Here is a 26,325-nt window from a genome sequence, read left to right as displayed (position 1 = left end):
GATAAGGACGTCATGCACGGGATCACCATCGTACGCCTGAGCCCCGAATCGGATCATGTCGCCACCGTGGCAAGCTGGACCTATGCCGAGTGGGGGCACCTCAACCCCGGCTATACGGCCGACACCTGGCGTGAGGCCTTTCGTCGCGAGTGCGGTGAAGGCGGCGTGCCTTCGGTCTTCGTGGCCATGCAGGGCGATCAGCCGGTGGGAACGGCGGCGCTGTTGGCCGAGGACATGGACAGCCGCCGCGAACTCACGCCCTGGCTGGCCTCGGTGTTCGTGCTGCCGGAGTGGCGTGGACAGGGCATCGCCTCGACGTTGATCCGGCGGGTAGAAGAGGAAGCCGTAGCCTGCGGTGTTCGTCGATTCTATTTGTTCACGCCCGACCAGCAGGCGCTCTACCGCCGGCTCGGCTGGCGCGACCACGAGGAACTGCGCTACCGGGGCGAAGACGTCACCATCATGCTGCGCCGGCTCGAGACATGACGGCCGCTTCACCGCTGGCACTGTACCGCGAGGCGGTGGAGCGCCAAGGCTTCGCTCCTGACGAGGCCCAGCAAATTGCCGCCGCGCGGCTCGACGCATGCTTCCAGGCGCTGCACGGGGAAGGCGCCTCGTCAGAGAGCCGGGCCGTACCTGGTGTCTACCTGTGGGGGCCGGTAGGCCGCGGCAAGACCTGGCTGATGGACGGTTTTCAGCGCCACCTGCGGGTGCCCTCCCGGCGACTGCACTTCCATCACTTCATGCGCTGGGTGCACCAGCGCCAGTTCCAACTCAGCGGCACCGCCGACCCTCTCACTGCGCTGGCCCGTGAGCTGGCGTCCGAGGTGCGCGTGCTCTGCCTCGATGAGCTGTTCGTCAGCGACATCGCCGATGCCATGCTGCTTGGCCGCCTGCTGCAGGCGCTGTTCGACCACGGTGTGGTGCTGGTGTGTACCTCCAATCAGGCGCCGAGCCAGCTCTATGCCGATGGCTTCAACCGCGAGCGCTTTCTGCCCGCCATTGCCGCCATCGAACGCTGTATGGAAGTGGTGGAGCTGGACGGCGGCTTCGATCACCGCCTGCACCCCGGCCGGGCGTGCCAGCGCTATTGGGTGGCCGAGCCCAGCCGGCCGAGCGCACTGGCGGCGGTATTCGGGTGCTTGAGCGAGGGGCAGCCGACGAGCAGCGAGCCCATCGAATTGGGCCATCGCAGCATCAGGGTGGAACGGCGCAGTGAAGGAGTTGTGTGGTGCCGCTACGCCGAGCTGTGCGAACAGCCGCTGGCGGCGCTCGACTTCATCGCCCTGGCCGACGCGTTCGACCATGTCATGCTCAGCGAGGTACCGCGGTTGAGCGGTGCCGCTTCGGCGGGACGCATCGCCCGCGGCACCGAGGATGGCGCCGAGCGCATCGAGGCCGGGGAGCGGGAACTGCCGCCGCTGTCGCGGCGCGACGATGGGGTGCGCCGCTTCATCGCCCTGGTCGATGAGTGCTACGACCGCCGCGTGCCGCTTTACATCGAAGCCGAGGTCGCCATGGACGAACTCTACGCCCATGGCTACCTGTCGTTTGCCTTCCGGCGCACCCTCAGCCGGCTGCGCGAGATGCAGCTGGCGAGGTTTGGGGGCGGCGCTTAGCTGCTGGCCGCCCCACCGACGATGCCGCCGTGCAGGCTGCCCTGGCGGTCGCTGCCGCGCAGGTGCTTCGCCACGGTGTCTTCCGGCGAGCCGGCCATTTCGCGGAACATGCCCATGGAGCCGAGCAGGGCGGAGGACTCGTAGGGCACGAACACCCGTTCGCCGTCCTTGGCCATGTTCGGCAGGACCTTGATGTAGCTCTGGCCGAGCAGGTAGCCCACTACGGTGCGCTTGTGCTCGTCACTGTCGCCGATGGCGTTGAGTACCAGCTTGATCGACTCCTGCTCGCCCTGGGCGCGCAGAATGGCCGACTCCTTGTCGCCCTGGGCGTTGAGGATCGCCGATTCGCGCTGGCCCTGGGCCTTGGCGATGGCGGCGGCCTTCTCGCCCTCGGCTTCCGTCACGGTGGCACGGCGCTTGCGCTCGGCGGCCATCTGCAGGCGCATGGCCTCCTCGACCTCCTCGGGCATGGCGATGTCCTGCACCTCCACCCGCGAGATCTTCACCCCCCACTTGGAGGCGGGCTCCTCCATGGCGGCCTGGATCTCATTGTTGACCTCGGCGCGGGACTCGAACAGCTTGTCGAGTTCCATCTTGCCCACCACCGAGCGCAGGGTGGTCTTGGCCAGTACCTCCACCGCCTGGCTCATGTTCTCCACTTCGTAGACGGCGCGGCGCGGGTCGATGATCTGGAAGTAGAGCGCACCGTTGATGCGCACGGTGACGTTATCGGTGGTCACCACCGGCTGGCCGGGGAAGTCCATCACCGTCTCGCGGCGGTCGATGCGCACCTCGCTGGTGGTAACGGCAACATACTCCTCGCCGCGCTTCTGGTAGCGGATCATGGTGATGGCACGGGGCTGCTCGATGAACGGAATGATGATGTTGATACCGCTCTCCAGCAGTCGGTTGAACGACCCCAGTCGCTCGATGACCATCACCTCGGACTGGCGCACGATGACCAATCCCTTGGCGATGATCAGGATGCCGATGACGACGACGATGAGGGCCAATAGCAGCCCCGGATTGATGGGTAGATCCATGTTCACGTTCCCTTATGCAGTGGCGTAGATGTGAGCGGGGCCGTCGTGCGCCCCCCAAACGGTCATGCTCGGTTCAGCGCGGTTGAGCGTGGCTGACGATGGCGGTGGTGCCGTCGAACTGTTGAAAGACCACAAGGGTGCCTTCAGGCAGCTCGGTCTCGCCGGTTTCGGCCACGCGCAGGCGGTAGAAGTCGCCGTTGATCTTGACCCCGCTGGCGCCGTCGAAGTCGCGCTTCAGGGTGGTGTAGGTGCGCCCCTGCTCCACGCCTGTGCCGGTGGTGCCATAGGACACCCCGCTAGGCGAGAACCAGGGGCGGATCACCTTGACCGCCAGCGGGATCAAAATGCCCGAGAACACGCCCATGGCGAGCAGTTGCCAGGGTAGGGTCAGCCCCAGTGCCGCCAGTGCCGAGGTGAGAGCGGCAGCCACCCCCAGCGACAGCAGCACCAGGCCGCCGGAGGAGAGTTCGGCCAGGCCCAGCAGCAGGGCGATGGCCAGCCAGATCAGGGCGGGGTTCCAGTCCATGGTAGTCTCGGTAATGAATTGTTTCCCGATGCGCCGCTGCAACGCACTGCGCGGCGCTTGGTTCTATCGTAGTCGTACGATCCCTATGGTAAAGGAGAGCACCATGTCGCACACCCTGGCATTACGCCCCCTTTCGGCACTTGCCGTCATTCTCGCCGGTGGCGCCCTGCTGGCTGCCCCAGTGCTGGCGGCGGAAGAGGAGGCCCAGGCGCAGGAACGGATCGAGCAGGCTTCCGAGCGAGCCGAGACGCAGCAGGACGACGCTCAGGTGAACGAGGCCGAGGACGGGGCAGGCGAGGGGGGCGAGTCGGAGGAAGACGTGACCGGCGTAGAGGCCGATCATGCGGGGCACACCGAGCATGTCATCGAGCCCGAAGAGGACGAGCATGCCGACAACCCGGCCGTACAGGCCTATCGTGAAATTGCCGAGCGCATGCACGCCGAGATGCAGACCGAGTACAACGGTGATCCTGACGTCGACTTCGCCCGCGGCATGATCGCCCACCATCAGGGCGCCATCGACATGGCCAACGTGGTTCTCACCCACGGCGAGGACGAAGCGATCCGCGATCTCGCCCGCGAGATCATCGAAGCCCAGGAGGAGGAGATCGCCTTCCTGCGCGACTGGCTGGCACAGCACGGTCACGACGAAGCCGAATGAAGGCCTTCGCGTGAGAGCGTTCGGTTCTTCATGAATCCGTCGGCGGCATGCCTCCCATGCCGCCGGCTCCTACCCCGCCGTTTTTTCCTACGCCCCACCCATACGCCATCGCTACGCCCCCGGGGAGGAGGACGCCTGCGCCGCGATTGGCGAGCCTAGGCGAGTTCCTTTCGCCGTGCCGCAACGGCAGCGGCATCGATAACAACAACCAGGAGGTTCTCTCATGCCTTGGACACGCCATGCTGTGAGCTTCACCATGCTGGCCGCGCTCGGCAGCGGCCTGGCCTTTTCCGCCTATGCCTTCGACGATGATCGGTTGACGATCTGGATGGGCGACAACAAGGGCTACGACGGCATCCGTGAGGTGGCGAGCCAGTTCACCGACGACACCGGCATTGCCGTCGACATCGTCAATCCCGACAACCTCACCGACCGCTTCCAGCAGGCTGCCGGCAGCGGCCAGGGACCTGACATCGTGATCTGGGCGCACGACCGCATCGGCGAGTGGGCCCAGAGCGGGCTGCTGGACCCCGTCTCGCCCTCCACGGATTTCCGCGAGCGCTACTTCGATTTCACCTGGGATGCCACCCTGTGGAACGGCGAGCACTACGGCTACCCCATTTCGGTAGAGGCGCTGGGGCTGATCTACAACAAGGCGTTGGTCGAGACGCCGCCGGAGAGCTTCGAAGAGCTGAAAGCGCTCGATGCCGCACTCGCCGAGCAGGGCAAGAAGGCGATCCTGTTCGACTACGGCGAGCCCTACTACGGCTGGACGCTGCTGGCGGCCAACGGCGGCTATCCCTTCCGCCAGACCGAGGAGGGCTTCGACGTCGACGACATCGGCGTCAACAACGAAGGGGCCCTGCAGGGCGCCGAGCTGCTGGTGGAGCTGATCGAGAGCGGCGTGCTGCCGCGCGGCACCGACTACAGCATCATGGACACGCGCTTCAATCGCGGCGAGGTGGCCGCCATGATCAGCGGCCCCTGGGCCTGGAGCAACCTGGAGCAGAGCGGCATCGACTATGGCGTGGCGCTGCTGCCCAGGGTGGGCGAGGAGCGCGCCAAGCCGATGTTCGGCGTGATGGCGGCGATGATCAACACCGCCTCGCCCAACGACTTCCTGGCCGTGGAGTTCCTCGAGAACTACCTGCTCAGTGAGGAGGGCATGCGCACCTTCAACAGCGACGGCACCCTGGAGCGGTGGCGCATATCGCCTACCAGCAGGAGCTGGCGAGCGACCCCAACATCGCCGCCACCCTGGAGAACGCCGAACTCGGCATGCCGATGCCCAACATTCCCGAGATGGGAGCCTTCTGGGCCGCCATGGAGCCGGCGTTGCAGAACATCGGCAGCGGCCGTCAGTCGCCGCGCGAAGCGCTGGATGCCGCGGCCCGCCGCATGCGCCAGTAAGCCCACCTCGCTCGAAGCCCAGCCGGCGGCCAATGTCGCCGGCCCGGCGCAGGACGCTACCCATGTACACCACCAATGCTTCCCGGGGGCTACCCCGGCATCGCTCCCGCTACCCCGCCGAGCGCTATACCCGCTGGGCACTGCGCGGCCTGGTGGCAGCGCTGGTCTTGGCCCTGCTGTGGCTGGTGCTGGCCTTCCACCTCCACGGCCAGCCGATCTTTGCGCTGCTGTTCCTGGTGCTCGGCGCGGCGCTGGGCGTGGTCTTCTCCCGCCGTCGGCTGATGAGTCATCGCTATATCTTCCCCGCCGTGGCCGGCATGGCACTGTTCGTCATCTTTCCGCTGCTCTATACCATCGGCATCAGCTTCAGCAATTACAGTTCCAGCAACCTGCTCAGCGAGGAGCGGGTGCGTTCCCAGCTGCTCTCGCGTACCTATCAGGAGGAGAGCGCCACCTTCGGCTTTCAGCTCTATTCGACCGACGAAGGCGTGCGGCTCCATCTGGAGCGCGAGGGTCGCCCGAGCGAGTCTGGCGGGAACGTGGACGAGGGCGAGGCAGAAGCCGAGGCAGCGCTGCGCGGCGTGACGCGCTTCACCACGGGGCCGATTCCGCTTGAGGGCGAAGGGCCGCGCCATGTTCAGATCCACCCCGCCGAGGGCGAGCCAGTGGGCGAGCCGCTGGCCATGCGCGAGGTGATCGCCTATCGTGCTGCGCTGCAAAATCTGGTGCTGGCGACGCCTGAAGGGCTCGAGCTGCGCATGGCCGGCCTGCGCCACTTCGCTCCCATGCTGGATCGCTTCGAGGCGCGCGACGACGGCAGCCTGTACGATCGCCGTGACGACCGGCTATTGATCGCTGATAGAGAGACGGGTTTCTTCGTTACCGACGAGGGTGAACGCATCACCCCGGGCTGGCCGGTGGCGGTGGGGCTGGACAACTACGCCAGGATATTTCTCGACCCCGACATCCGCGGCCCCTTCATTCAGATCTTCGTCTGGACCTTCGCCTTCGCCGGGCTCACCGTGCTGTTCACGCTGATGGTCGGCTTCGTACTCGCCTCGCTGCTGCAGTGGGACCAGCTGCGCGGCAAGGCGCTCTACCGCACCCTGCTGATCCTGCCCTACGCGGTGCCGGCGTTCATCTCGATCTTGATCTTCAAGGGCATGTTCAACCAGCACTTCGGCGAGATCAACCTGATCCTCGACGCCCTGTTCGGCGTACGTCCCGGCTGGTTCACCGACCCTTGGCTCGCTCGCAGCATGCTGCTGATCGTCAACACCTGGCTCGGCTATCCCTACATGCTGCTGCTGTGCATGGGGCTGATCCAGTCGATTCCCAAGGATCTCTACGAAGCCTCGGCGGTGGACGGAGGCGGTCCGCTCACCAACCTGTTCCAGATCACCCTGCCGCTGATCATCAAGCCGCTGACGCCGCTGTTGATCGCCTGCTTCGCTTTCAACTTCAACAACTTCGTGCTGATCGCGCTGCTCACCGGGGGCAACCCGGACATTCTCGGCGCCAGTACGCCGGCGGGCACCACCGACCTGCTGGTGAGCTACACCTACCGCATCGCCTTCCAGGACGCCGGGCAGAACTTTGGCCTGGCCGCCGCCATCGCCACGCTGATCTTCGTGCTGGTGGCAGGACTGGCGCTGCTCAACCTGCGCCTGGCCAAGGTCAGGGTCTGATTCGCAAGGTCACAGGAGAATCGTCATGGCCATGGTTCAACCGCGTACCCTACGCTGGCGCAAGCTGGCGGCCCATCTCAGCCTGTGCGGCTTTCTGGTGCTGATTCTGTTTCCCTTGCTGCTGGTGATCTCGATCTCCTTTCGCGAGGGTAACTTCGCCACCGGCAGCCTGATTCCCGAGAGCTTCTCCCTGGAGCATTGGTCGCTGGCGCTGGGCATACCCTGGGAGCGCGCCGACGGTAGCGTAGTGCAGCCGCCGTTCCCGGTGCTGCTGTGGCTGTGGAACTCGATCAAGGTGGCGCTCGTTTCATCGTTGCTGATCGTGCTGCTCTCCACCACCAGCGCCTATGCCTTTGCTCGCATGCGCTTCGCCGGCAAGGGGCCGATCCTCAAGGGCATGCTGATCTTCCAGATGTTCCCGGCGGTGCTCTCGTTGGTGGCGCTCTACGCCCTGTTCGACCGCCTGGGGCAGTTCGTCGGCTGGCTCGGCATCAACACCCACGGCGCGCTGATCGTCGCCTCGCTGGGGGCGGTGGCGCTGCATATCTGGACCATCAAGGGCTACTTCGAATCGATCGACGGCTCGCTGGAGGAGGCTGCCATGGTCGACGGCGCCAGCACTTGGCAGGCGTTCCGCTATATCCTGCTGCCGCTGTCGCTGCCGATCCTGATGGTGGTGTTCATCCTCGCCTTCGTGATGAGCATCATGGAGTACCCCATGGCCTCGGTGCTGCTGGTCGACGAACACAAGCTGACGCTGGCCGTCGGGGCCCAGCAGTACCTCGCCGACCACAACCAGCGCTGGGGCAACTTCGCCGCGGCGGCGGTGCTCTCCGGCCTGCCCATCACCGTGGCCTTCCTGATCTGCCAGCGCTGGATCATCGGCGGGCTGACGGCGGGGGCGTGAAGGGCTGACGACAAGCCAATACTGGCTGCACTCATGGCAAGACGCCCCGATCTCTGACGAGATCGGGGCGCCGTTGGTAGCCGTGGACGCTGGTGCTAGGGAAGCGCTGCACAAATTGGCGAGCGAGATGAAGCACAAGGCGCCCGGAGCGCAGGAACCGGAGCATATGCGGTATATGTGAGGATTCCGAGCACCGCGCAACGCAGTGATTCGCGCGCGTAGACATTTGTGCATTGTTTCCTAGTGGGTCACGCCGGGAATCCGTACTTGCCTGGGGCAGGCCGTGCCGTCGGCTCCGAACAGGTGGCAGCGTTCGCCGGAGAGGCCAAGCTCGATGTGCTGGCCGTCATCGAGGTGGGCCAGGCCGTCGAGGCGCTGGGTCAGGGTCTCGCCGACGCCCTCCACGCGCAGGTGAGCGAGGGTCTCGTAGCCGAGCTTCTCGGCTACCAGCAGTCGCGCGGCGAGACGCGCCTCGGCGTCGGTCGGGGCGACGAAGTCTTCGGCGCGCACCGCCAGGGTGGCACTGTCGCCGGCTTTCAGGCGAGCGCCATCCACCGCCACGGCCAGCGTCTCGCCGCTGGGCAGGCGCACCGTGGTGCGCTGGCGGCCGGGGTCGAGCACCTCGACCGGCACGACGTTGATGCGCGGCGAGCCGATGAAGCGCGCCACCTCTAGCGTGGCCGGGTAATGGTAGAGCGTGAGGGGAGCGCCGACCTGGGCGATGCGGCCGCCGGCCAGCAGCACGATGCGGTCGGCCAGCGTCATCGCCTCGGTCTGGTCGTGGGTCACGTAGATCATGGTGGCACCCAGGCGCCGGTGCAGCTCGGCGATCTGCACGCGCATGTCGACCCGCAGGGCGGCATCGAGATTGGAGAGCGGCTCGTCGAACAGGAACACCGCCGGCTCCTTGACCAGGGTGCGGCCGATGGCCACCCGCTGGCGCTGGCCGCCGGAGAGTTCCTTGGGCTTGCGTTCGAGCAGCTCGCCCAAGTGCAGTATTTTGGCGGCGTGTTCCACCCGGCGCCGGATCTCGGCCTTGTCGGTGCGAGCGAGCTTGAGGCCGAAGGCCATGTTCTCGGCCACGCTCATGTGCGGGTAGAGGGCGTAGGACTGGAACACCATGCCGATGTCGCGCTCCTGCGGCGGCACCTCGTTGATGCGCTCGCCATCGAGACGCATCTCGCCGTGGCTGATCTCCTCGAGTCCGGCAATCATGCGCAGCAGGGTCGACTTGCCGCAGCCGGAGGGACCGACGAAGACGACGAACTCGCCGTCCTCGATGGTCAGGTCGATGTCGCGGGAGACCTCGACCCTCTCGTAGTCCTTGCCAATACCGGTCAACGTCAAACGTCCCATGTGACTTCCTCCTCGACTGGGCAGCGAGCGATGGCGACGCCGTGGGGGGTAGGTGCAGCCGGCCCTCTTGCCAACGGCCGTTCACCAGCGCCGGGGCATCGTCGAGGGGGCTCGCTTCGCGCGGTGCGGGCAGGGTGCGCGGCTCGGCACTGAAGTTGAGCGCCACCAGCAGGCGCTCGTTCGGTGCCCGGCCGGGATGGCGGCGCTCCAGGCAGAGCACGTCGTCGCGCAGCGGGTGGTAGCGCACTTCGCCTTTTACCAGCGCTGCGTGCTCGCGACGAAAGGCGAGGAAGGCGCGGTAGGCGTTGAGCAGCGAGTCGGGATCGTCGTCCTGCCGGTCCATGGCCAGCGCCAGGTGTTCGTCGGGCACCGGCAGCCAGGGCTCGCCCCGGGAGAAGTCGCCGTGGCGGGTATCGGCGCACCAGGGCTGCGGGGTGCGACAGCCGTCGCGGCCCTTGTAGGCCGGCCAGAAGGTGATGCCGGCCGGATCGACCAGTTGCTCGAGGGTCAGTTCGACCTCGGGCAGGCCCAGCTCTTCGCCCTGATAGAGGCAGACGCTGCCGCGCTGGGTCAGCAGGAAGGCCAGGTACAGGCGCAGCCGGGCTGCGTCACCCTCGGCGTGCCAGCGCGTGGCGACACGTGGCACGTCGTGATTGCCCAGCGCCCAGCACGGCCAGCCGTCGCCGATGCGTGCCTCCATGGCGGTCAGCGTTGCGTGCAGGAACTCGGGGTCGTGGCGCTCGCCGAGCAGGTCGAAGGAGTAGGCCATGTGCAGGCGGTTGCCACCCTGGGTATAGGCCGCCATCACGCCCAGCGAATCGTCGTCGCCCACTTCGCCGACGCTGGTGGTGCCGGGATACTCCTCGAGCAGGGCGCGCAGCCGCTCGAGGAAGATCAGGTTCTCGGGCTGGGTCTTGTCGTGAAGATGCTGCTGGAAGCCGTAGGGATTGTCCGGCCGCGTGCCGAGGAAGCTCTCCACCGCCTCGTGGCGGGGCGGATTGTCCCGAAGCTCGCCATGGGTACAGAAGTTGATGGCGTCGAGGCGGAAGCCGTCGACACCGCGATCGAGCCAAAAGCGTACTTCGTCGAGGATGGCTTTGACCACCTCAGGGTTGCGGAAGTTGAGATCCGGCTGGCTGGCCAGGAAGTTGTGCAGGTAGTACTGGCAGCGACGGGTATCCCACTGCCAGGCGCTGCCGCCGAATACCGACTGCCAGTTGGTGGGCGGCGAGCCGTCGGCCTTGGCCTCGGCCCATACGTACCAGTCGGCCTTGGAGTTGTCGCGGCTGGCCCGGCTCTCGCTGAACCAGGGGTGCTGGTCGGAGGTATGCGAGAGCACCTGGTCGATGGTGACCTTGAGCCCGCGGGCGTGGGCGGCCTCCACCAGACGGTCGAAATCCTCCAGGGTACCGAACATGGGGTCGACGCCGCGATAGTCGGCGACGTCGTAGCCGAAGTCCTTCATCGGCGAGGTGAAGAAGGGCGAGAGCCAGATGGCGTCGACGTTCAGCGAGGCGATGTAGTCGAGCTTGTCGATGATGCCCGGCAGGTCGCCGATGCCGTCGCCGTTGCTGTCCATGAAGCTGCGCGGGTAGATCTGGTAGATCGCCGCGCCGCGCCACCACTCCTGCCCCTGCCTGCCGTAGAGTTGCTGTGCGTTCATGCGTTGTCCTTGTCGCTTGCCATACGGGGAAACGTAGGGACGATGGTGACCCCGGGGACAACGGGAGGAATCCTCTACGCCCAGGATGAGTGAGGCGTAGAAAGGGGGAGGAGGCGTAGAAGGGAGGAGACCGGTGTCTACTCCCCCTGGATGCGCGTGAGCAGCTCGCCGGCCAGCGCGATGGCCTCCTCGCGGCGGCGGATGTGCTGCTTCTGGTAGAGGCTGCGGATATGGGTCTTGACCGTGGTAGGCGCCACCGAGAGCTGCTCGGCGATCTGCTCGTTGGAGAGCCCGGCGTGGATCAGGCCGAGGATCTGCCATTCGCGGCGGGTCAGTGGCGAGGTACGGATCAGCTCCGGCACGTCGGGGCGGGAGACGATCTCTTCGATCACCGAGTCGTCGAGCAACAGGCGCACGGCGCGGCCGAACTCGCGCTGGCGCCGAGCGAGTTCGAGCAGCCGTTCGGCGTGACTCCTGGCCAGCGGGTCGAGGCCGTCATCTTCCAGCAGCGGCGCGAGCATCTCGGGCAGTGCCCGTCCCAGGCGCAGGAAACTGCCGGCCAGTGCGGTGCGGGTGGCAAGCGTCAGTGCCTGGCGCAGGTGGTCCGAGGCTTCGTCGTGACGGCCGCGCTGCCAGGCCAGCGCCGCCAGGCACAGGCGGTTGCGGTTGGCGTCGGTGACGAGCCCCAGGCGTTGGGTCTGGCGCTCGAGCTCGACGAGCAGCGCTTCGGCTTCGTCGAAGCGGCCGAGCAAGGTCAGTGCGCGGGCGTGGTTGCGCAGGTTGCACTGGGCGAAGTGGTTGCTGGCCCGTGCCGGATCGCCCGCGGGGGCCTCCTGCAGCCACCGGGCCACGGCGTCGAGGTCGCCGTTGGCCTGCCACCAGGCGAGCAGGGTGGCGTGGGCATTGGCCTGCCAGTCGATGTGGTAGTCGCCCTGGACCAGGATCTTGCGTACCCGGCGGATATGGTCGGCGCACTGGGCGGGGTCGCCCCGCGACAGTGCCACCTTGGCCAGGCCGACGTGGCACTGCAGGGTCCAGCGCTCGCCCTGGGTGTCGAGCACCTCGATGCCCTTCAGCGCCGCCTGCTCCGCTTCGTCGAGGCGCTGCCACTCCCACAGCAGCTGGCTGCGAATGCGATAGAGGAATTCCGCCACCGGCAGACGGTCGAGGCCGCAGCGCTCGACGTGGGCCATGGCGCGCTCCTGCACATCGTAGGCGGCCTGCAGGCGTCCCTGCGCCACCAGCGTCTCGGACTGGTGGCACAGCGCCCACAGCCGGCGCTGCTCGTCGCCGAGGCGCGCCGCTTCGTGCTCCACACGGCGGGTCCGCTCGAGCGATTCGGCCAGCTCTCCCTGGACGAAGCGAGCCTCGGCGAGAATGGATGCGGCGGTGAGCGGCGTGCTGGCCAGGTAGCGAGGCGGCAGGGTTAGGGCCTGCTCGGCCAGCGGGGCGGCGCGCTCGGCGTCACCCTCGTTGATCGCCAGTTGGGCACGCAGGGTGGCGAACTCGGCGGCAAGCGCGGCCCACTCGGGCGCTTCGAGCTGCGCCTCGATCCAGTCGATGGCCTGGCGGGTGCGGTCGAAGTGGTACTGGGCATGGGAGGCCCAGCCGTGCAGCAGGGTCAGCCGGGGCGAATCGACCAGGCGAGTGTCGCCGAGGGCGGCAAGCCCGCGTGCCAGCAGCGCGAAGTGGCCGTTGGCCAGCAGGGTGGGCCCCTGCTGCTCGAGCAGTTCGGCCAGCGCCTTGGGCGCTTCGGCCTCGATCGCCTGGGCCAGCGCCAGGGCCGGGTTGCCCAGGCGCAGCCAGGCGGTGCTGGCGCGCTGGTGCAGTTCGCGCTGGGTGGCCAGGCTGAGTTCATGACGTCGGTGACGCAGATAGCCGGCGAACAGCGGATGGAAGCGCAGCCATTGAGAGTGAGGCTCGACTCGCTCGAGGAACAGGCTACCCTGTTCGAGCGCCTCCAGCCGCTGCGAGAGCCGTTCGCCCTCCAGCAACCGGGCCACCAGGTTAGGCGAGAAGCGCTCCAGCACGCCAAGCTGCAGCAGCAGCTGACGGTCCTGGTCGTCGATGCTGCGTTCGAGCAGCTCGTCGAACCAGGCGACGAAATCCGGATGGCTGCCATCGAGACGCTCGAGCAGGCTGTCGAAAGACGCCCGGGTGGTGGTGCGCTCGATCAGCCAGGCCAGCGCCAGCGGCCAGCCCTCGGTGCGGCGCAGGGCACGTTCCAGGCTGACCCGGGTCGGCGGGAAGCTGAGCTGCTCGGCGCACAGCGTCTGGGCCTCCTCCAGCTCGAAGGCCAGCTCGGCCATGCCGATCTCCTCCAGCTCGCCACGCAGCCGTAGCCCCGCCGTACCCAGCGCGGGGCGGGTGCGTGACGCCAAGGTGAGAGTGAGCCAGGGAGGCTGATGGTCGAGCCAGTGGCGCAGGGCCTCGAGAATCTGCGGATGGCGCAGGTGGTGGAAGTCGTCGAGCACCAGCCTGCCAGGCGGGGCCTCGCGCGGCAGGGCGGCGAGCCAGGCCTCCATGGTGGCTGGCAGGTCGCCCGGTGGAGGCAGCGTCGGCGCGAGACCGAGCCGGCGGCAGAGTTCGGCCAGGGTGGCGTGGAAGTAGGCAGCGAAGCGTTCGGGGTGTCGTCGCGTGCATCCAGGCGCAGCCAGGCCGCCGGTTGGTCCAACTGCGGCAGACGCTCGGCCAGCAGCGCGCTCTTGCCGTAGCCCGGGGGGGCCTGAACCACCAGCAGGCGCACCCGCTCGGTCAGCGCGAAGCGATCGTTGAGCCGCTCCCGGGCGACGACGCTGACGGGCAGGGCAGGCGGAGTGAGCTTTTCCTGGAGCAGGGGCATGGCGGCCGGCACGAATCTGTAACGATTCAGTCAGTATGCCTGCTATCGCTCATCGAAAGGACAGGCTTCGACCAAGGGCGTAGAAGCCGCGCCGTTCTCGCCGAAGCGGCGCGGTATTCAGGCAAAGCCCCTCACAAAGGCCCCTCACAACAGCCCGTCACAGCCCCAGGCGCTCCTTGACCCTGCCGAAGGCGGCCAGGGCGAACTCGAGGTCGTCGCGGCTCAGCGCAGCGGACATCTGGGTACGGATGCGCGCCTTGCCCTGGGGCACCACCGGGTAGGAGAAGGCGATCACGTAGACGCCCTCCTTGAGCATCTCCTCGGCGAAGCGCGCGGCAAGCCCGGCATCGTGCAGCATCACCGGCACGATGGGATGCTCGCCGGGCAGCAGCTCGAAGCCGAGCCGCTCGAGGCCTTCGCGGAAGAAAGCGGTGTTCTCGGTAAGGCGGTCGCGCAGCTCGCGGGACTCGGCGGCCAGCTCGATGGCCTTCAGCGCGCCGGCGACCACCGGCGGCGCCACGGTGTTGGAGAACAGGTACGGGCGCGAGCGCTGGCGCAGCAGCTCGACGACTTCGCGCCTGCCGCTGGTGTAGCCGCCGCTGGCACCGCCCAGTGCCTTGCCCAGGGTGCCGGTGGTGATGTCGATGCGGTCCATGCAGCCGCGGTATTCGTGGGTGCCACGGCCGCCCTTGCCGAGAAAGCCAGTGGCGTGGCAGTCGTCGAAGTGCACCAGGGCGCCGTAGCGTTCGGCCAGGTCGCAGATCTCATCGAGCCGGGCAATGTAGCCGTCCATGGAGAACACGCCATCGGTGGTGATCAGCTTGAAGCGCGCGCCGTCGTGGTCGGCGGCCTTGAGCTGCGCCTCGAGGTCGGCCATGTCGTTGTTGCGGTAGCGGTAGCGCCGGGCCTTGCACAGGCGCACGCCGTCGATGATGCTGGCGTGGTTGAGTTCGTCGGAGATCACCGCGTCCTCGGCGCCGAGCAGGGTCTCGAACAGGCCGCCGTTGGCGTCGAAGCAGGAGGGGTAGAGGATGGTGTCCTCGGTGCCGAGGAAGTCGGTGAGGCGTTGCTCGAGCTGCTTGTGCAGGCTCTGGGTGCCACAGATGAAGCGCACCGAGGCCAACCCGTAGCCCCACTCCTCGAGCCCGGCCCTGGCGGCGGCGTTGACCTCGGGGTGCTGGGCCAGACCCAGGTAGTTGTTGGCGCACAGGTTGAGTACCTCAGTGCCGGTATTGATGCCGACATGGGCGCCTTGAGGCGTGGTCAACTGGCGCTCGTGCTTGTACAGCCCGGCCTGGCGAATGGCGTCGAGCTCGCCGTGCAGGTGCTGCTTGAAGGCTCCGTACATGTCATGTCTCCCAGTTGAGAACGACCTTGCTCGCTTCGCCGCTGAGCATGGCGTCAAAGCCGCGCTGGAATTCGCTATAGGGCAGACGGTGGGTGATCACCGGCGAGATGTCGAGGCCGGAGTCGACCATCACCGACATCTTGTACCAGGTCTCGTACATCTCACGGCCGTAGATGCCCTTCAGCGTCAGCATGTTGAAGATCACCGTGTTCCAGTCGATGGCCATCTCCTCGGTGGGAATGCCGAGCATGGCCACCTTGCCGCCATGGCACATGTTGGCCAGCATGTCGCGGAAGGCGGCGGGGCTGCCGGACATCTCCAGGCCCACGTCGAAGCCTTCGCTAAGGCCGAGCTCGCGCTGCACGTCGGCAAGCGTCTCGTGGCGTACGTCCACGGTGCGGGTGGCGCCCAGTTGCCTGGCCAGTTCAAGGCGGCCCGGGTTGAGGTCGGTGACCACCACATGGCGTGCCCCGGCATGGCGGCACACTGCCGCGGCCATGGCGCCGATCGGCCCGGCGCCGGTGATCAGCACGTCCTCGCCGAGCAGATCGTACTGCAGCGCGGTATGCACGGCGTTGCCCAGGGGGTCGAAGATGGCGGCCACGTCGAGGTCGATGCCGGGCTTGTGCTCCCACACGTTGGACATGGGCAACGCCACGTATTCGGCGAAGGCGCCGGGCCGGTTGACCCCCACCCCGCTGGTGTGAGCGCACAGGTGGCGGCGCCCAGCCAGGCAGTTGCGGCAGCGCCCGCATACCACATGGCCCTCGCCGGAGACGATCTGGCCGGGGTGGAAGTCGTTTACGTTGGAGCCGACCTCGACGATCTCGCCGACGAACTCGTGGCCCACCACCATGGGTACCGGAATGGTCTTCTGCGCCCAGCTGTCCCAGTTGTAGATGTGCACGTCGGTGCCGCAGATGGCGGTACGCTTCACCTTGATCAGCACGTCGTTGATGCCGACCTGTGGGTCCGGCACCTCTTCCAGCCAGAGGCCGGGTGATGCCTCTTTCTTGATCAGTGCTTTCATGTTCTGCCTTCCTGACTTGTGGTTGGAGATTCAGGTGGTTGAGCTGCGAGGGGCTGGCATTTCGCAACGAAATATTTACTATAGGAGAACGATTTCCAGTATTGCAGAACACTTCCTCAATGCAAGAAAATTATCCTTCATGTTGGATTTTTTTCTGGCAAGGCATGGGTTGAGTCGTCTGTCTTGGTCCTATTCATGGTCCATGTCTTAGCCCCATGTCTTGGGTATAGAGGAAAGAGCGAGGTGAATGACAAAACGATGGCAGACGAAGCACAAACGGAAGCCGGTAGCCTTTCCAGCCGCGTGATCGAGCTACGCAAGGGGCGTGGGCTCACCCTGGAGCAACTGGCGGCGGCGTCTGGCGTCAGCCGCTCGATGCTCAGCCAGATCGAACGCGGCAAGGCCAACCCGACACTGGCGGTAACGCTGCGTATCGCCCAGGCTTTCGACATGAACATCGGCGATCTGGTGGATCAGCCCTGGACGGCCTCGCGTATCGAAGTGGTGCGCGGCAACGATGCCAGCCAGCTGTTCCGCGACGACCGCGACTGCCGCATCCGCACGCTCTCGCCGCTGCACATGGAAAAGAACGTCGAGTTCTACGAGATCCGCCTGGCGCCCGGGGCGCGCTTGAAAAGCGCAGCCCATTTCGAGGGCACTCGCGAGCTGCTGACCGTGACCCAGGGGCAAGCTCGGGTCATTGCCGGGGAGAATCGCTGCGAGCTCAATCCCGGCGATTCGGCCCACTACCATGCCGACCTCGAGCACACCATCGAGAATGACGGCGAAGAGGAGCTGGTGAGCTTTCTCGTCGTGACCTATCAGTGACAGCGCAGTTGTCTGCCTGGCAATTTTCTGGTCCGCGTTTCAGGAGAAGGACTTGACGTCTCTGGTGTACTGGCTGGACATGGCGGGCGTAGTCGTCTTCGCCCTTTCGGGAGTGATACTGGCCTGCCGCTCGCGCATGGATCCCTTCGGCATGCTGGTGCTGGCGGCGGTTACCGGTATCGGCGGCGGCACCCTGCGTGACCTGGTGCTGGGCGTGCGGCCGGTATTCTGGGTCGCCGACCCGACCTACCTGTGGGTGATTCTTGCCACCGTGGGCCTCTCCATCGTCGGCTTCCACTACATTCATCGCCTTTCTCGCGTGTTTCTGCCGGTGGCCGATGCCTTCGGCCTGGCGCTGTTCACGGTGATCGGGGCGCACAAGGCGCTGCAACTGGAGGCGCCCGGCGTGGTGGCGGTGTTGATGGGATTGTTGACCGGCGTGGCCGGCGGCATGGTACGCGACGTTCTGGCACGCCGTGTGCCGATGGTGCTGCGCGAAGAGGTATATGCCACCGCCTCCATCGCCGGTGGTATCGCCTATGTGGGCCTGGGGGCGCTAGGCGTACCGGCCGGTGTCGCCATCGGCCTGGCGCTGGTGGTAACGCTGGGGCTGCGCCTGGCGGCCATCTACTGGGGGCTGGCACTACCGGTATTCGCCTGGGTGGTCATTCCCCCACCCGCTCCGCTGCCAGCGGCAGTCGAAAACGAATCTCCGGAGGAGTCGGATTCCCGGAGGCAGGTCGACCAGCCCAGGGTAAGGCCCAAGGTCAGGGTGCGCATGATCTCGCCCAAGCAGAGGCGTGGGCGGCAGAACAAGGACGGTAGCGGAAGATGACGACAGCAATGAGCGAGGGCGCGGCACAGAGCGGCGCGTGCGTGGCGGCGTTGCGTCTTGCGGTGCGCAGTTGGCTCGCTCTGCTCTTGCTGGCATGGCTCGCCGGCTGCGCCACTCCCCTGGTGTCGCCAACGTTCGATGAGAAGGCAACGGGCCAGGCCATTCAGGCCGTCTACGAGGCCGCTCTGCCCGGCTTGCCCCAGGACAAGCAGCGCCACTATGCCCAGCGGCTCTATCGCATCAGCGGCGATCCGCGTTATCTCTCGATCATGGAAACCCATGGCCGGCTGTTGCTGGGCCAGCTCGAGCGCGACATCGCCGGGCTCGAAGAGCCGGGTTATGCGGCGGAACGCGCCCGTGAGGTCGTGGCAAATTATCCGCAGCGCACCGCCAAGCAGCGTGCGCGCAAGGCCATGCTGGCGGAGTGGGGCGAGATCGCCTTCGGCAGGCAGCTTCTCTTTCGCTTGATGCAGGCGGACTACTACGGATTGCTGGATGCAGTGCCGCAGCGGCACCTCGCTTTCGGCTATCTGGCAGGCCTCGAGTGGCAGCGATTCCTGACGGATCCGCAGGTCATTCGCATTTACGCCGCCCAGGTGGCGAACCAGGCCTGGTTCCTCCACCAGCTCGGCATCGTCGATCTGCGCGAGGAAATGCTCGAGGCGTTCCGCGGGGTGTATCCCACCGCTGCCGTGGCGGCGCTGGGCGAGGCGGATTACCACAACAGGCTATACGGTATGACCCACGTGGTGATTGCCGACAGTCGCTACTACCAGCGTTGGGTAGAAACTGAGCCGCATGCCTGGATCCTCGATGCCTTTGCCGCCGAGAGCGAGCGTATCCTCGCCGAAGCCACCGAGGACATCCTGGCCGAGGTGGCGCTGACGTTCCTGCTGACCGGTTATGAGGGACATCCTCTGGTGGCCCGGATTCGCCAGCGTCTGGTGGAGGCGGTCGATCCGCAGGCCGGCATCATTCCTTCTACCAGAGGAGGCAGCGACCTGGCGCGTGGCGAGCATCGCAACGTACTTGCCATCATGGTGCTCACCTGGCCTGGGCAGTTGCATCCCGGGCCCGATCTATCACGGCTCTTCCAATATGCGGAGCGGGAGTGGGGCAACATTGGCGATCGCCCGCGGCAACTGGCTGGCGAGCTGCCTGTGAATATGCCGGTAGGGTTCGAGCAGTTCACGACGCATCTCGCGCTGCGCCATGACGTTGTCGATATAAAAGGCATTGCGTCGGCCATGTAGCTCGATGGCATCGCCGATGCGCTGGAAGCGAAATCCCGACATGGCCAGCAGCCGCGGCAGGCGAGACGCCATCATGGCAAAGATATGGCGGCGATCCACCAGTCCAACCAGCGCATGGGTGGCCAGGAACAGGGCGATTGTCAGTAGTGGAAAGACGCGTCGCTCCTCAAGGGTAAAGTCGTAGGTGGGTTTGTCGAGCGTCTCATGATTGATCGGGCGATTGCGGAACTCACGGGCGGTAGCAAAGCGCGATATCTCGCAAATTTCCTCAATGGGCAGCAGGCTTGGGTGCAGCGCCTTGTGGGTCAGACTAGTTCCGCCATATTCCTGTAGCGGGAGCCTTATCTTCGGATCTTTGCCTGGAGCGGGCAGTACTAATCGGAAACAGCCCGCTGCAATACCCGACTTGCGGTGCACAAGGAGGCAGTGTAGAGCGCTTTCGTCGTAGGCATCCTGCTCTAGGGCCGCATCGTCCTCGTTAGGTGGGTTGTATCCGATCTCCTGGCAATAGATTCGATATCTCAGGCGATAGACGCGTTGCCTGGACCGTTCGTCATGAGCCAGCGTGAAGGCAAAATCCTCCTCCAGTTGCGAGAAAAGGTCGCTTCGGTTATCCCTTCCAAGCTCGGAAATTCTGCTGCGTCCCATCGTGCACTCCTTGCCTGGCTAGTGTTGTGGTGAAGTCCTCTTTCGAAACGTCAACTGCTGGCAATGGCAAAGGTATCGCTCAGTAGAGCCGGTTTCCCCAGATAGTAACCCTGACCATACGAGATACCATAGGAAGTCAAAAGGGGTATCAATGCCTCCTGATCGACGAACTCGGCAATGGCCAGCTTGCCGAAGCCTGCCGCGATATCGGCAATGGCCTTGACGATGACCTGGCTGTCCGGGCTGGTGATCAGGGTGCGTATGAAGGCGCCATCGATCTTGATGAAGTCGACGGGGAGTTCGCCGAGATAATGGAAGCTGCTGAAGCCAACCCCGAAGTCGTCGAGGGCGGTGCGGCAGCCCAGGTCGCGCAGGGCCTGGAGGACGCCTCGTGCGCTGGAAAAATCGGTAACCGCCGCGGTCTCGGTAATCTCGAGGATCAAGTGGCGAGGATCCGCGCCGGTGGCCGACAGCTCTTCCATGAGAAACTGTTGAAGCTCCTCGTCGTGCAGCGTCTGCCCCGACAGGTTGACGGCGAGGCTGATGCCCTGCGCCTGGACATGACTCAAGGCGCGCAGGCTATGGCGCAGTACCCAGCGGTCGATCTGTACAATCTGCCCGCTGCGCTCCGCCACCGGAATGAAGTGGGCGGGTGAGATGAGTGCTCCCTTGGGGCCGCGCATGCGCAAGAGCACTTCGTAATGACGCACGTCGCCATCGCTCAAGCGTACGATCGGCTGTACCATCAGCTCGAAACCCTCTTCGTCGATCGCCTGGCGAATCCGTTCCACCCAATAAACACGCTCCTGCAGCTCGTCCTTGGCGCGCTCGAGGGTCGAGAGCAGATGCCAGCGCTGGGCGCTGCTCTCCTTGGCCTTGTACATGGCCAGGTCGGCATTGGCCATCAGGTCGGCGGGGTTGTCGCCGTGGATCGGGAACAGGGCGATACCCAGGCTGGCTGTCGCCCGGTGAAGCTGTCCTCCGGCATCCAGGCCGGTATTGTCGAGCAGCGGGGTGATCTGTTTGGCGATGCTGATGGCGCGCCGGGTGTCGGCGCCTTCCAGCAACAGCGCGAACTCGTCGCCGCCCAGGCGGGCGATGATGCCGCAGTGACCGAACTCCTGATATAGCGTATCGCCCACCCTGCGCAGGAGCTGGTCGCCGGTGTGGTGCCCGCTGAGCTCGTTGACGTCCTTGAAATGATCGAGGTCGAGCAGCAGAACCGCGCCGCTGCGTCCGCGCCGCATGGCGCTGCCTAGCGCTTCCTGGAAGTAGCGCCGATTGTATAGCTCCGTGAGCGGGTCGCGTTCGGCTAGCCAGGTGAGGCGCGCCTCGGCGAGCTTACGTTCGGTGATGTCGAGGCCGACCGAGATGCGTGCCGCCCGCGCGTCGCTGCGTGATAGCGGGGCGTGGTACCAGGCGATGGTCCGCTGGAGTCCATCCGCCGTGGTCAGGCTACGCTCCTCCTGGGGCACTTCTTCGCCGGCGTTGTCACCGTCACCGCCGCGTGAGAGAAAAACCTCATCGAACGAGCGGCCAAGCAGGCGCTCTTCCTGCATGGCCAGGGTCGTGAGGGCATAGTCGTTGACCAGCGTGATGTAGCCTTGCTCATCCTGGGTGACGATGAAAACGCGTGCCGTGTCCAGCAGGCTGCCGACGAAATCGCGCTCGCGGGCCAGCTCGTCGACGCGCTCGGCAAGCTGAGCGCCACGTGCGCTGACCTCCCGTTCCAGGGTTTCCAACTGCTCCGATAGCGCCAGCGTGGTGCCTTCCAGCACGTCGATCTCGTCCTCCAGCCGGCTGCGTGAAATGGGAATCGCGCTGCGAGCTTCGGCGAAGCCGCCGTGGGCCAGGGCCGGGAGAACACCGGCCAGCCGGCGCAGCCTGGCCATGGGGCGCAGCAGGATGGCCAGCAGCAGCAACTCGGCTGCCAGCCAGCCGCCGATGCCGACCAGCAGCAGGTTGCGTGTGTCCTTCTGGATGGCGCGAATCTGTGCGGTAATGTCGGTCGCGAGGAGAAAGAAGCCGGTGCTGCGCCGCCCGTTATCGGCCTCCATACGCACCACGGACAGCTCGTAATCACGACCGTCGTGCTGTAACCGCAGCGGCGTTTCAAGAATGTCGTTGAGCATGGCCATGCGAGCGGCCCGCTGCAGTATCGGAAGATAGTGTTCGGCATGGGTCAGTGCGACCAAGTAGCCGTTCCAGTTGGTCAGGTGTCGTTCGGGCTCTTCCTCCGTTTCATGGCTGCCGCTGACCAGCAGCGCAACGTCGCTGCCAGAGACCTGCTGGGCCTGGCGGGTCACGTCCGCCAGGGAGCGCGACAGAATCACCATGCCCACGCTCGCGCCCTCGACCAGTATGGGGACGGCGGCATATTGTCGGCAATCGTTGGCGCAGCGCAGTGCCGAGAGCGGGTACTCGGTCTCCATGACTTGATGAACCCAGTCTTGCATCGGCCGATCCTGGTCTAGCTGGCCTTCGCCCCACTCGGCCTGTTGCCTCCCATCGGCGTCGAATACCAGGATCTCCTCGATACCTGCCTCGAGCTGCAGCGTGGGCCATTGTGACGCAAGCGAGCCGACCAGCTCCGCCTGGTTCCTCGCGGCCAGGGCCGGGCCCAGATCGGGAGATGCCGCGATCAGCGCGGCGATACGCTGCAGGCCGATCTCGGAGCGCTGCAATGCGAGTTCGATCTCGCGCGACTCGCGTGCATTGCTCTCCTTGCGACTTTCCTCGAACTGACGGGTCAGGTTGGTGTGGCCGAGCCAGGTGAACAGTACCACCAGCACGAGCAGTACCAGGCTGCTCAAGGCCAGCACTCGCCAAGTCAGGCTCAGGCGGGGGCGAGGTACTTGGGAGGTGGGTTCGCTCATACTGGCATTCCCTGGCCGATTCATGAAAGATGGCGGGCCAATTCTCAGAAGCGCAGAGAGAGCTGAAATAGCAGCATGTTCCAGCGTCGGCGCGTCTCTGAGGGGTCGGGCTCATCTTGTAGTGGTAACCAGCCCGTACCATCGACGTGATGGTATTCAGCAGCGAGAAGAACCCGAGGTGTCACGGTCCATTGAACGCCTAGAGTCACGTCATTGGCGTATTGGGTGTGGGCTGGCCCGCCTCCCATGGCCTCGAAGGCCTTCCCCGACCTATCGTCCCGATTATTGACCAGGCGATCATAGCGAATCAGCCATTGCCAATTGCCATTGAACCGACGCGCGTATTGTACGTACCAGCTCTCTCCGGTGACATCGAAGTTCATGAATGGATTGGCAAAGCCATCCAAGGTCGAGCTTCTGAGAGCGTACTCACCCGTTAGGCTCCACTGTTCGGCGTTATATTGCAGCGACAGTATCCAAGGTTGGAACTTGAAATTCCCATCGCTCATGCCGGGGGTGCCGGCCTCGAAGCGAGCACGAGCGCTGGCGCCGCTGAGTGCGGCCACAATGCGGCCCCCGTCATGTTCGTAACGCACCTGTCCGATGACCGAACTCCTGGGTTCCAACGATCCAGGAGTGTTTTCCAGTCGCATGGTGCGTCTCAGGTCGTCACCTGCTTGTGTATTACCTATCCCCAACTGCGTACGAACGGTGCCGGTAGGAATTCTCTCTTCGTAGTAGGCGGTCAAGCCATCCGCAGCAAGTCCCAGCGAGCGGGTACGATCGAAATAGATCGACTGGGGCAGCAGGATGCTGGGGCGTGTGAAGGCGACGTCCCGGGTTTGGTTGTAGAAGCCGAAAGGGTTCTTGAAACGCCCGAGCTGAATGCCCAGGGTACGCCGCTGGTCGGAGAGCGGTTGATAGTCGATCACGCCATAGTCGAGCGCCGGTCGAGCATCGCTGCCGTCGCCACCGGCCCGGCGGCTGAGCACTTGGGCGGCCACCAGGACATCGGGGCGTGGGCGGATCGAGGCATTGGCGCCGATCTCGGTGTACTTGAGACTGCCGCCGCCACTGCTGCTGGGCCCGAAGAAATTGTTGTGATCGGTAATGACCAGCGCCTGGCTGAGGAAGCCATGTACCTGCAAGGTATCCATGACGCCTTCCGCCACGGCCGCAGGCGCCCAGGCGAGAGCCAGTGCCAGGAGCACCGGACGCGAGCGGCGGCTAATCCATGGTGATGACTTGGACTCTCTCATCCAGATACTCCCTTTCCAGATACCCAAGGGCGCCAGGCGTGGTGGCGACGCGTTCCAGCATCTCAGACTGGGTGTTGACTTGGCTCGGGGCCTGTCCCGTTCCCGAGAACACCATGCGATCCCAGGCCAGCTGCAACTGGTGTGGATACACGGTCAGCCGCTCCTTGGCGAAACGTGCATGCACGGGATGATCGTTGGGCAGCACGAAGACCCGAACGGCTTGGCCATCGGGCCAGCTGCGCTGACGCATGGCGAAGATCGCCCGGGTGGTATCGCGGGTCAGTGAGGTGTTGGCGACGTTCGGATGAGCGATCAGCACGACCTGCCGCTCAAGAGCAGTGGCCGACAGGGGCAGAAGTCCCAACACCAGGGTCAGCATCAGCGCACGTGTCAGCCCAGCCACGTGCCACCTTCCCGAAGGCATTGCTGGGCTGATCCCGTTCGGCTCGGCAAGATGGCCCTCATGCCTGGCCCATCGGCGCCGACGGTCGGCCAGGACTTCATGAGCGTCTCGATAGCGTTATCCCCCCGATCCCTTACCGAGCCGGAACGGCCATGACCCGGTAATGTCGTGCTCCCTGATGATTATGTGTCGTACTTTAGCCGTTAGGCGTCGTTGCACAATATAGGCATTTCGCGAGAATGACGAGCCCATGCAAGGACGTCAAAACCCATGATGCCCTGTCATGCTTCGTTTCACATTAACATGGATTCCATGGCTGATGCGGCGGTGCGGCGACCATGTACCGAAGCGACGGACGGGCCGCCATCCTGCCCGGTCGAAGTGGCCGCGCCGGTGGAAAAAATGGCATCATCAACCCCTTGAGCACTTCCAACCAAGGACAGGCCAGAGCACGCATGTTTCTCGACCCTTACCACACGCAGGCTGACGCGGGCATCCGCATCTCGGCACAGCAGGCCAGCGACTTCGCCAAGCGCGTCGCCGGGGACTTCAATCCCATACACGATGCGGGGGCCCGGCGCTTTTGCGTACCCGGCGACCTGCTATTTGCCCTGGTGCTGAGCCGGTTCGGCCTTTCACGGCACATGGACTTTCGCTTTCGCAGCATGGTAGGCGATGGAACCTTGCTGAGCCTGGAGAAGAACGCGGCGGGCCAGATCGAGGTCAGGGACGAAGAGGGCAAGCAGTACCTGGAAGTGAGCTGCGAGGGCGATACCAACCACGATGCCGCGGCCATTGAAGCCTTCACTCGCTGCTATGTGGCCTTTTCGGGAAAGAACTTCCCGCACGTGTTGAAGCCGCTGCTCGAGGCGCAGGGCGTCATGTTCAACCCCAAGCGCCCGCTGGTGATCTACGACAGCATGGGCTTTTCGCTCGACCGGATCGACCTTGTCGCTCCCTCCCTGGAGCTGGTCGACTCGAGCCTCGACGTCACCGGCAAGCGTGGCGACGTCAGGCTCGAGTTCCGCATCACCGATGGCGGCGTGCCTGTCGGCAGCGGCTCGAAGAAGCTGGTCGTCAGCGGCCTCAGCGACTACGATGCCGCCGCCATGAACGACATCGTCGCTGAGTTCTATCGCCTCAAGTCGGCTTACGAGAACGGCAGCTGAGCGAAGCCGGACGGAGCGAGGCTAGACCACTACCGTGATCGGGCAGTGGGCCAGATCGATGGCGCGATGACTGACGCTGCCTACCAGCTTCTCACGTAGAGTCCCCAAGCCTCTGCGTCCCATGACGATGACCGGGTTATCGGGCAGGCTGTGGGCGAATTCGGTGATCGCTTCCGCGTAGCGGTCGCCTTCCAGCAGATGGGTTGCGATACCTGCCGGTATTTCCCCCAAGTGCTGTCGCGCCTGGGCGAAGAGCTGTTCGGACTCGTCTTGCTTGCCCTTCTGGGGCGGCGGGGCGCCTGCCGGGCGGCAGAACAGCAGGTCCACTCGGGCGCCTGCGCTACGGGCCAGGTCGCCTGCCAGTCTGGCGGCGTTATCGCTGTGGCGGGAGCCATCGACTGGAACGACCACTCGGCCGATACGCTTGATGTCTTCGGTGACTGCCTCGGGGTGCACCACGGTGACCGGACAGGGGGCCTTGTGTACGACCTCGTCGCTGATGCTGCCCTCGACGAACTTGCCGAGATCGCTCAGGTGACGGGCACCGACCACCAGCAGGCAGCCCTCGTGCCGGCGCGCATAGTCAACGAGGGTGCGGGCCGGATGATGGACGAAGCCCTCTTCTTCCAGCGTGACTTCCTCTGGAGGGGAGTCGAGCGTTGGGTCGATGGCCTGCCTGGCGCTGGCGAAGGCATTCTGGGCTGCTGCCAGGCGCTGCGAGCGGTCGCGGTCCTTTTCGGCCTGTCGATTGGCCGGGATATCGCTGAATTCGGCCGGGTTGAGAGGCATGACATGCACCAGCCGCAGGGGGGCATGGAGCAGGTGAGACAGCAAGGCGGCATGGCGTGTTGCCGCATGTGCCGTGGGTGAGTCGTCCACCGGTACGATCACGAGCGAAATGAGCTCACTCATGCAAGGTTCCCTCTGAGTTCGAGTAACAGGCGCCCGAACGGGGCCATCC

Annotated in this window: 19 protein-coding genes and 3 pseudogenes; 10 read left to right on the top strand and 12 right to left on the bottom strand. The window is 65.3% G+C overall.

Annotation, left to right across the window (positions count from 1 at the left end; genetic code table 11):
• Positions 1-12: 12 nt before the first annotated feature.
• Together EKK97_RS19635 and zapE are read left to right on the top strand one after the other, a co-directional pair.
• The gene (locus EKK97_RS19635; RefSeq protein ID WP_159554514.1) at positions 13-486 is read left to right on the top strand and encodes a GNAT family N-acetyltransferase; all 474 of its coding nucleotides are present in this window, start codon (positions 13-15) and stop codon (positions 484-486) included.
• Complete coding sequence (zapE, locus tag EKK97_RS19630) at positions 483-1,619, top strand: cell division protein ZapE (RefSeq protein WP_159554512.1); 1,137 nt, start codon at positions 483-485, stop codon at positions 1,617-1,619. Before EKK97_RS19635 ends, zapE begins: the two co-directional genes overlap by 4 nt.
• On the opposite strand, the gene EKK97_RS19625 is transcribed toward zapE, so the two are convergent.
• Together EKK97_RS19625 and EKK97_RS19620 are read right to left on the bottom strand one after the other, a co-directional pair.
• Positions 1,616-2,662, bottom strand: coding sequence for an SPFH domain-containing protein (locus tag EKK97_RS19625; protein WP_159554510.1), 1,047 nt, complete (start codon positions 2,660-2,662; stop codon positions 1,616-1,618). The genes zapE and EKK97_RS19625 overlap by 4 nt on opposite strands.
• A 73-nt stretch (positions 2,663-2,735) precedes the next feature.
• Positions 2,736-3,188 (bottom strand): NfeD family protein, encoded by a 453-nt coding sequence (locus tag EKK97_RS19620; RefSeq protein WP_159554508.1) that lies wholly within the window; start codon positions 3,186-3,188, stop codon positions 2,736-2,738.
• Between the two features lie 103 nt (positions 3,189-3,291).
• Between EKK97_RS19620 and copM the strand changes: the two genes are divergently transcribed.
• From copM to malG, 4 genes and pseudogenes are all read left to right on the top strand, one after another.
• Positions 3,292-3,849 carry a CopM family metallochaperone gene (gene copM, locus EKK97_RS19615; protein ID WP_159554506.1) on the top strand — a complete coding sequence of 186 codons (558 nt, stop codon included), beginning with the start codon at positions 3,292-3,294 and terminating at the stop codon, positions 3,847-3,849.
• A gap of 256 nt (positions 3,850-4,105) precedes the next feature.
• A pseudogene (malE, locus tag EKK97_RS19610) lies at positions 4,106-5,259 on the top strand (maltose/maltodextrin ABC transporter substrate-binding protein MalE).
• A 62-nt stretch (positions 5,260-5,321) separates the two neighbouring features.
• On the top strand, positions 5,322-6,947 hold the full coding sequence (malF, locus tag EKK97_RS19605) for a maltose ABC transporter permease MalF (RefSeq protein WP_159554504.1): 1,626 nt from the start codon (positions 5,322-5,324) through the stop codon (positions 6,945-6,947).
• A 25-nt stretch (positions 6,948-6,972) separates the two neighbouring features.
• Positions 6,973-7,854, top strand: a complete 882-nt coding sequence (malG, locus tag EKK97_RS19600; RefSeq protein ID WP_159554502.1) for a maltose ABC transporter permease MalG — start codon at positions 6,973-6,975, stop codon at positions 7,852-7,854.
• Positions 7,855-8,094: 240 nt separating this feature from the next.
• Here malG and ugpC read toward each other — a convergent pair whose 3' ends face one another.
• From ugpC to tdh, 5 genes and pseudogenes are all read right to left on the bottom strand, one after another.
• Positions 8,095-9,210 (bottom strand): sn-glycerol-3-phosphate ABC transporter ATP-binding protein UgpC, encoded by a 1,116-nt coding sequence (ugpC, locus tag EKK97_RS19595; protein ID WP_159554500.1) that lies wholly within the window; start codon positions 9,208-9,210, stop codon positions 8,095-8,097.
• Positions 9,198-10,873: pseudogene (locus tag EKK97_RS19590) on the bottom strand (alpha-amylase family glycosyl hydrolase). Before EKK97_RS19590 ends, ugpC begins: the two are co-directional and overlap by 13 nt.
• 137 nt (positions 10,874-11,010) lie before the next feature.
• A complete protein-coding gene (gene malT, locus EKK97_RS19585) occupies positions 11,011-13,467 on the bottom strand; it encodes an HTH-type transcriptional regulator MalT (RefSeq protein ID WP_236551471.1) in 2,457 nt (818 codons plus the stop codon).
• Positions 13,468-13,872: 405 nt separating this feature from the next.
• Positions 13,873-15,063, bottom strand: coding sequence for a glycine C-acetyltransferase (gene kbl / locus EKK97_RS19580; protein ID WP_159554498.1), 1,191 nt, complete (start codon positions 15,061-15,063; stop codon positions 13,873-13,875).
• A 1-nt stretch (position 15,064) separates the two neighbouring features.
• The gene (gene tdh / locus EKK97_RS19575; RefSeq protein WP_159554496.1) at positions 15,065-16,093 is read right to left on the bottom strand and encodes an L-threonine 3-dehydrogenase; all 1,029 of its coding nucleotides are present in this window, start codon (positions 16,091-16,093) and stop codon (positions 15,065-15,067) included.
• A 243-nt stretch (positions 16,094-16,336) separates the two neighbouring features.
• Between tdh and EKK97_RS19570 the strand changes: the two genes are divergently transcribed.
• Genes EKK97_RS19570 through EKK97_RS19560 form a run of 3 tightly spaced genes read left to right on the top strand, consistent with a single transcriptional unit; the run spans position 16,337 to position 19,009 of the window.
• Positions 16,337-16,921 (top strand): helix-turn-helix domain-containing protein, encoded by a 585-nt coding sequence (locus EKK97_RS19570; protein ID WP_234286695.1) that lies wholly within the window; start codon positions 16,337-16,339, stop codon positions 16,919-16,921.
• Positions 16,922-16,973: 52 nt separating this feature from the next.
• Positions 16,974-17,756 carry a trimeric intracellular cation channel family protein gene (locus EKK97_RS19565; RefSeq protein ID WP_159554494.1) on the top strand — a complete coding sequence of 261 codons (783 nt, stop codon included), beginning with the start codon at positions 16,974-16,976 and terminating at the stop codon, positions 17,754-17,756.
• Entirely contained in the window at positions 17,753-19,009 is a 1,257-nt protein-coding gene (locus tag EKK97_RS19560) for a DUF3541 domain-containing protein (RefSeq protein ID WP_234286694.1), read from the top strand. The genes EKK97_RS19565 and EKK97_RS19560 overlap by 4 nt, the downstream gene beginning before the upstream one ends.
• Here EKK97_RS19560 and EKK97_RS25065 read toward each other — a convergent pair.
• From EKK97_RS25065 to EKK97_RS19540, 4 genes and pseudogenes are all read right to left on the bottom strand, one after another.
• Positions 18,971-19,657: pseudogene (locus EKK97_RS25065) on the bottom strand (PEP-CTERM/exosortase system-associated acyltransferase); the annotation flags it as partial. The gene EKK97_RS19560 and the pseudogene EKK97_RS25065 overlap by 39 nt on opposite strands.
• A gap of 50 nt (positions 19,658-19,707) precedes the next feature.
• Complete coding sequence (locus tag EKK97_RS19550) at positions 19,708-22,533, bottom strand: bifunctional diguanylate cyclase/phosphodiesterase (protein WP_159554490.1); 2,826 nt, start codon at positions 22,531-22,533, stop codon at positions 19,708-19,710.
• A gap of 44 nt (positions 22,534-22,577) precedes the next feature.
• Positions 22,578-23,792, bottom strand: coding sequence for an OprO/OprP family phosphate-selective porin (locus EKK97_RS19545; protein ID WP_234286693.1), 1,215 nt, complete (start codon positions 23,790-23,792; stop codon positions 22,578-22,580).
• Complete coding sequence (locus EKK97_RS19540) at positions 23,761-24,195, bottom strand: substrate-binding domain-containing protein (RefSeq protein ID WP_234286692.1); 435 nt, start codon at positions 24,193-24,195, stop codon at positions 23,761-23,763. The genes EKK97_RS19545 and EKK97_RS19540 overlap by 32 nt, the downstream gene beginning before the upstream one ends.
• A 455-nt stretch (positions 24,196-24,650) precedes the next feature.
• On the opposite strand from EKK97_RS19540, the gene EKK97_RS19535 reads away from it, so the two are divergent.
• The gene (locus EKK97_RS19535; RefSeq protein ID WP_159555873.1) at positions 24,651-25,364 is read left to right on the top strand and encodes a DUF3581 domain-containing protein; all 714 of its coding nucleotides are present in this window, start codon (positions 24,651-24,653) and stop codon (positions 25,362-25,364) included.
• Between the two features lie 21 nt (positions 25,365-25,385).
• Here the strand turns inward: EKK97_RS19535 and EKK97_RS19530 are convergent, their stop codons facing one another.
• Positions 25,386-26,276 (bottom strand): universal stress protein, encoded by an 891-nt coding sequence (locus EKK97_RS19530; protein WP_159554488.1) that lies wholly within the window; start codon positions 26,274-26,276, stop codon positions 25,386-25,388.
• Between the last annotated feature and the right edge of the window lie 49 nt (positions 26,277-26,325).

Origin of the sequence: Billgrantia tianxiuensis, assembly GCF_009834345.1 — a bacterium.
In the GTDB taxonomy this organism is placed as follows: Bacteria; Pseudomonadota; Gammaproteobacteria; order Pseudomonadales; family Halomonadaceae; genus Halomonas; species Halomonas tianxiuensis.
This window is presented reverse-complemented; position numbering and strand designations above follow the sequence as displayed.

Coding starts and splice junctions, on each gene's coding strand:
- EKK97_RS19635 (WP_159554514.1), top strand. CDS start 13: ATGCACGGGATCACCATCGTACGCCTGAGCCCCGAATCGGATCATGTC.
- zapE (WP_159554512.1), top strand. CDS start 483: ATGACGGCCGCTTCACCGCTGGCACTGTACCGCGAGGCGGTGGAGCGC.
- EKK97_RS19625 (WP_159554510.1), bottom strand. CDS start 2,662: ATGGATCTACCCATCAATCCGGGGCTGCTATTGGCCCTCATCGTCGTC.
- EKK97_RS19620 (WP_159554508.1), bottom strand. CDS start 3,188: ATGGACTGGAACCCCGCCCTGATCTGGCTGGCCATCGCCCTGCTGCTG.
- copM (WP_159554506.1), top strand. CDS start 3,292: ATGTCGCACACCCTGGCATTACGCCCCCTTTCGGCACTTGCCGTCATT.
- malF (WP_159554504.1), top strand. CDS start 5,322: ATGTACACCACCAATGCTTCCCGGGGGCTACCCCGGCATCGCTCCCGC.
- malG (WP_159554502.1), top strand. CDS start 6,973: ATGGCCATGGTTCAACCGCGTACCCTACGCTGGCGCAAGCTGGCGGCC.
- ugpC (WP_159554500.1), bottom strand. CDS start 9,210: ATGGGACGTTTGACGTTGACCGGTATTGGCAAGGACTACGAGAGGGTC.
- kbl (WP_159554498.1), bottom strand. CDS start 15,063: ATGTACGGAGCCTTCAAGCAGCACCTGCACGGCGAGCTCGACGCCATT.
- tdh (WP_159554496.1), bottom strand. CDS start 16,093: ATGAAAGCACTGATCAAGAAAGAGGCATCACCCGGCCTCTGGCTGGAA.
- EKK97_RS19560 (WP_234286694.1), top strand. CDS start 17,753: ATGACGACAGCAATGAGCGAGGGCGCGGCACAGAGCGGCGCGTGCGTG.
- EKK97_RS19550 (WP_159554490.1), bottom strand. CDS start 22,533: ATGAGCGAACCCACCTCCCAAGTACCTCGCCCCCGCCTGAGCCTGACT.
- EKK97_RS19545 (WP_234286693.1), bottom strand. CDS start 23,792: ATGAGAGAGTCCAAGTCATCACCATGGATTAGCCGCCGCTCGCGTCCG.
- EKK97_RS19535 (WP_159555873.1), top strand. CDS start 24,651: ATGTTTCTCGACCCTTACCACACGCAGGCTGACGCGGGCATCCGCATC.
- EKK97_RS19530 (WP_159554488.1), bottom strand. CDS start 26,276: ATGAGTGAGCTCATTTCGCTCGTGATCGTACCGGTGGACGACTCACCC.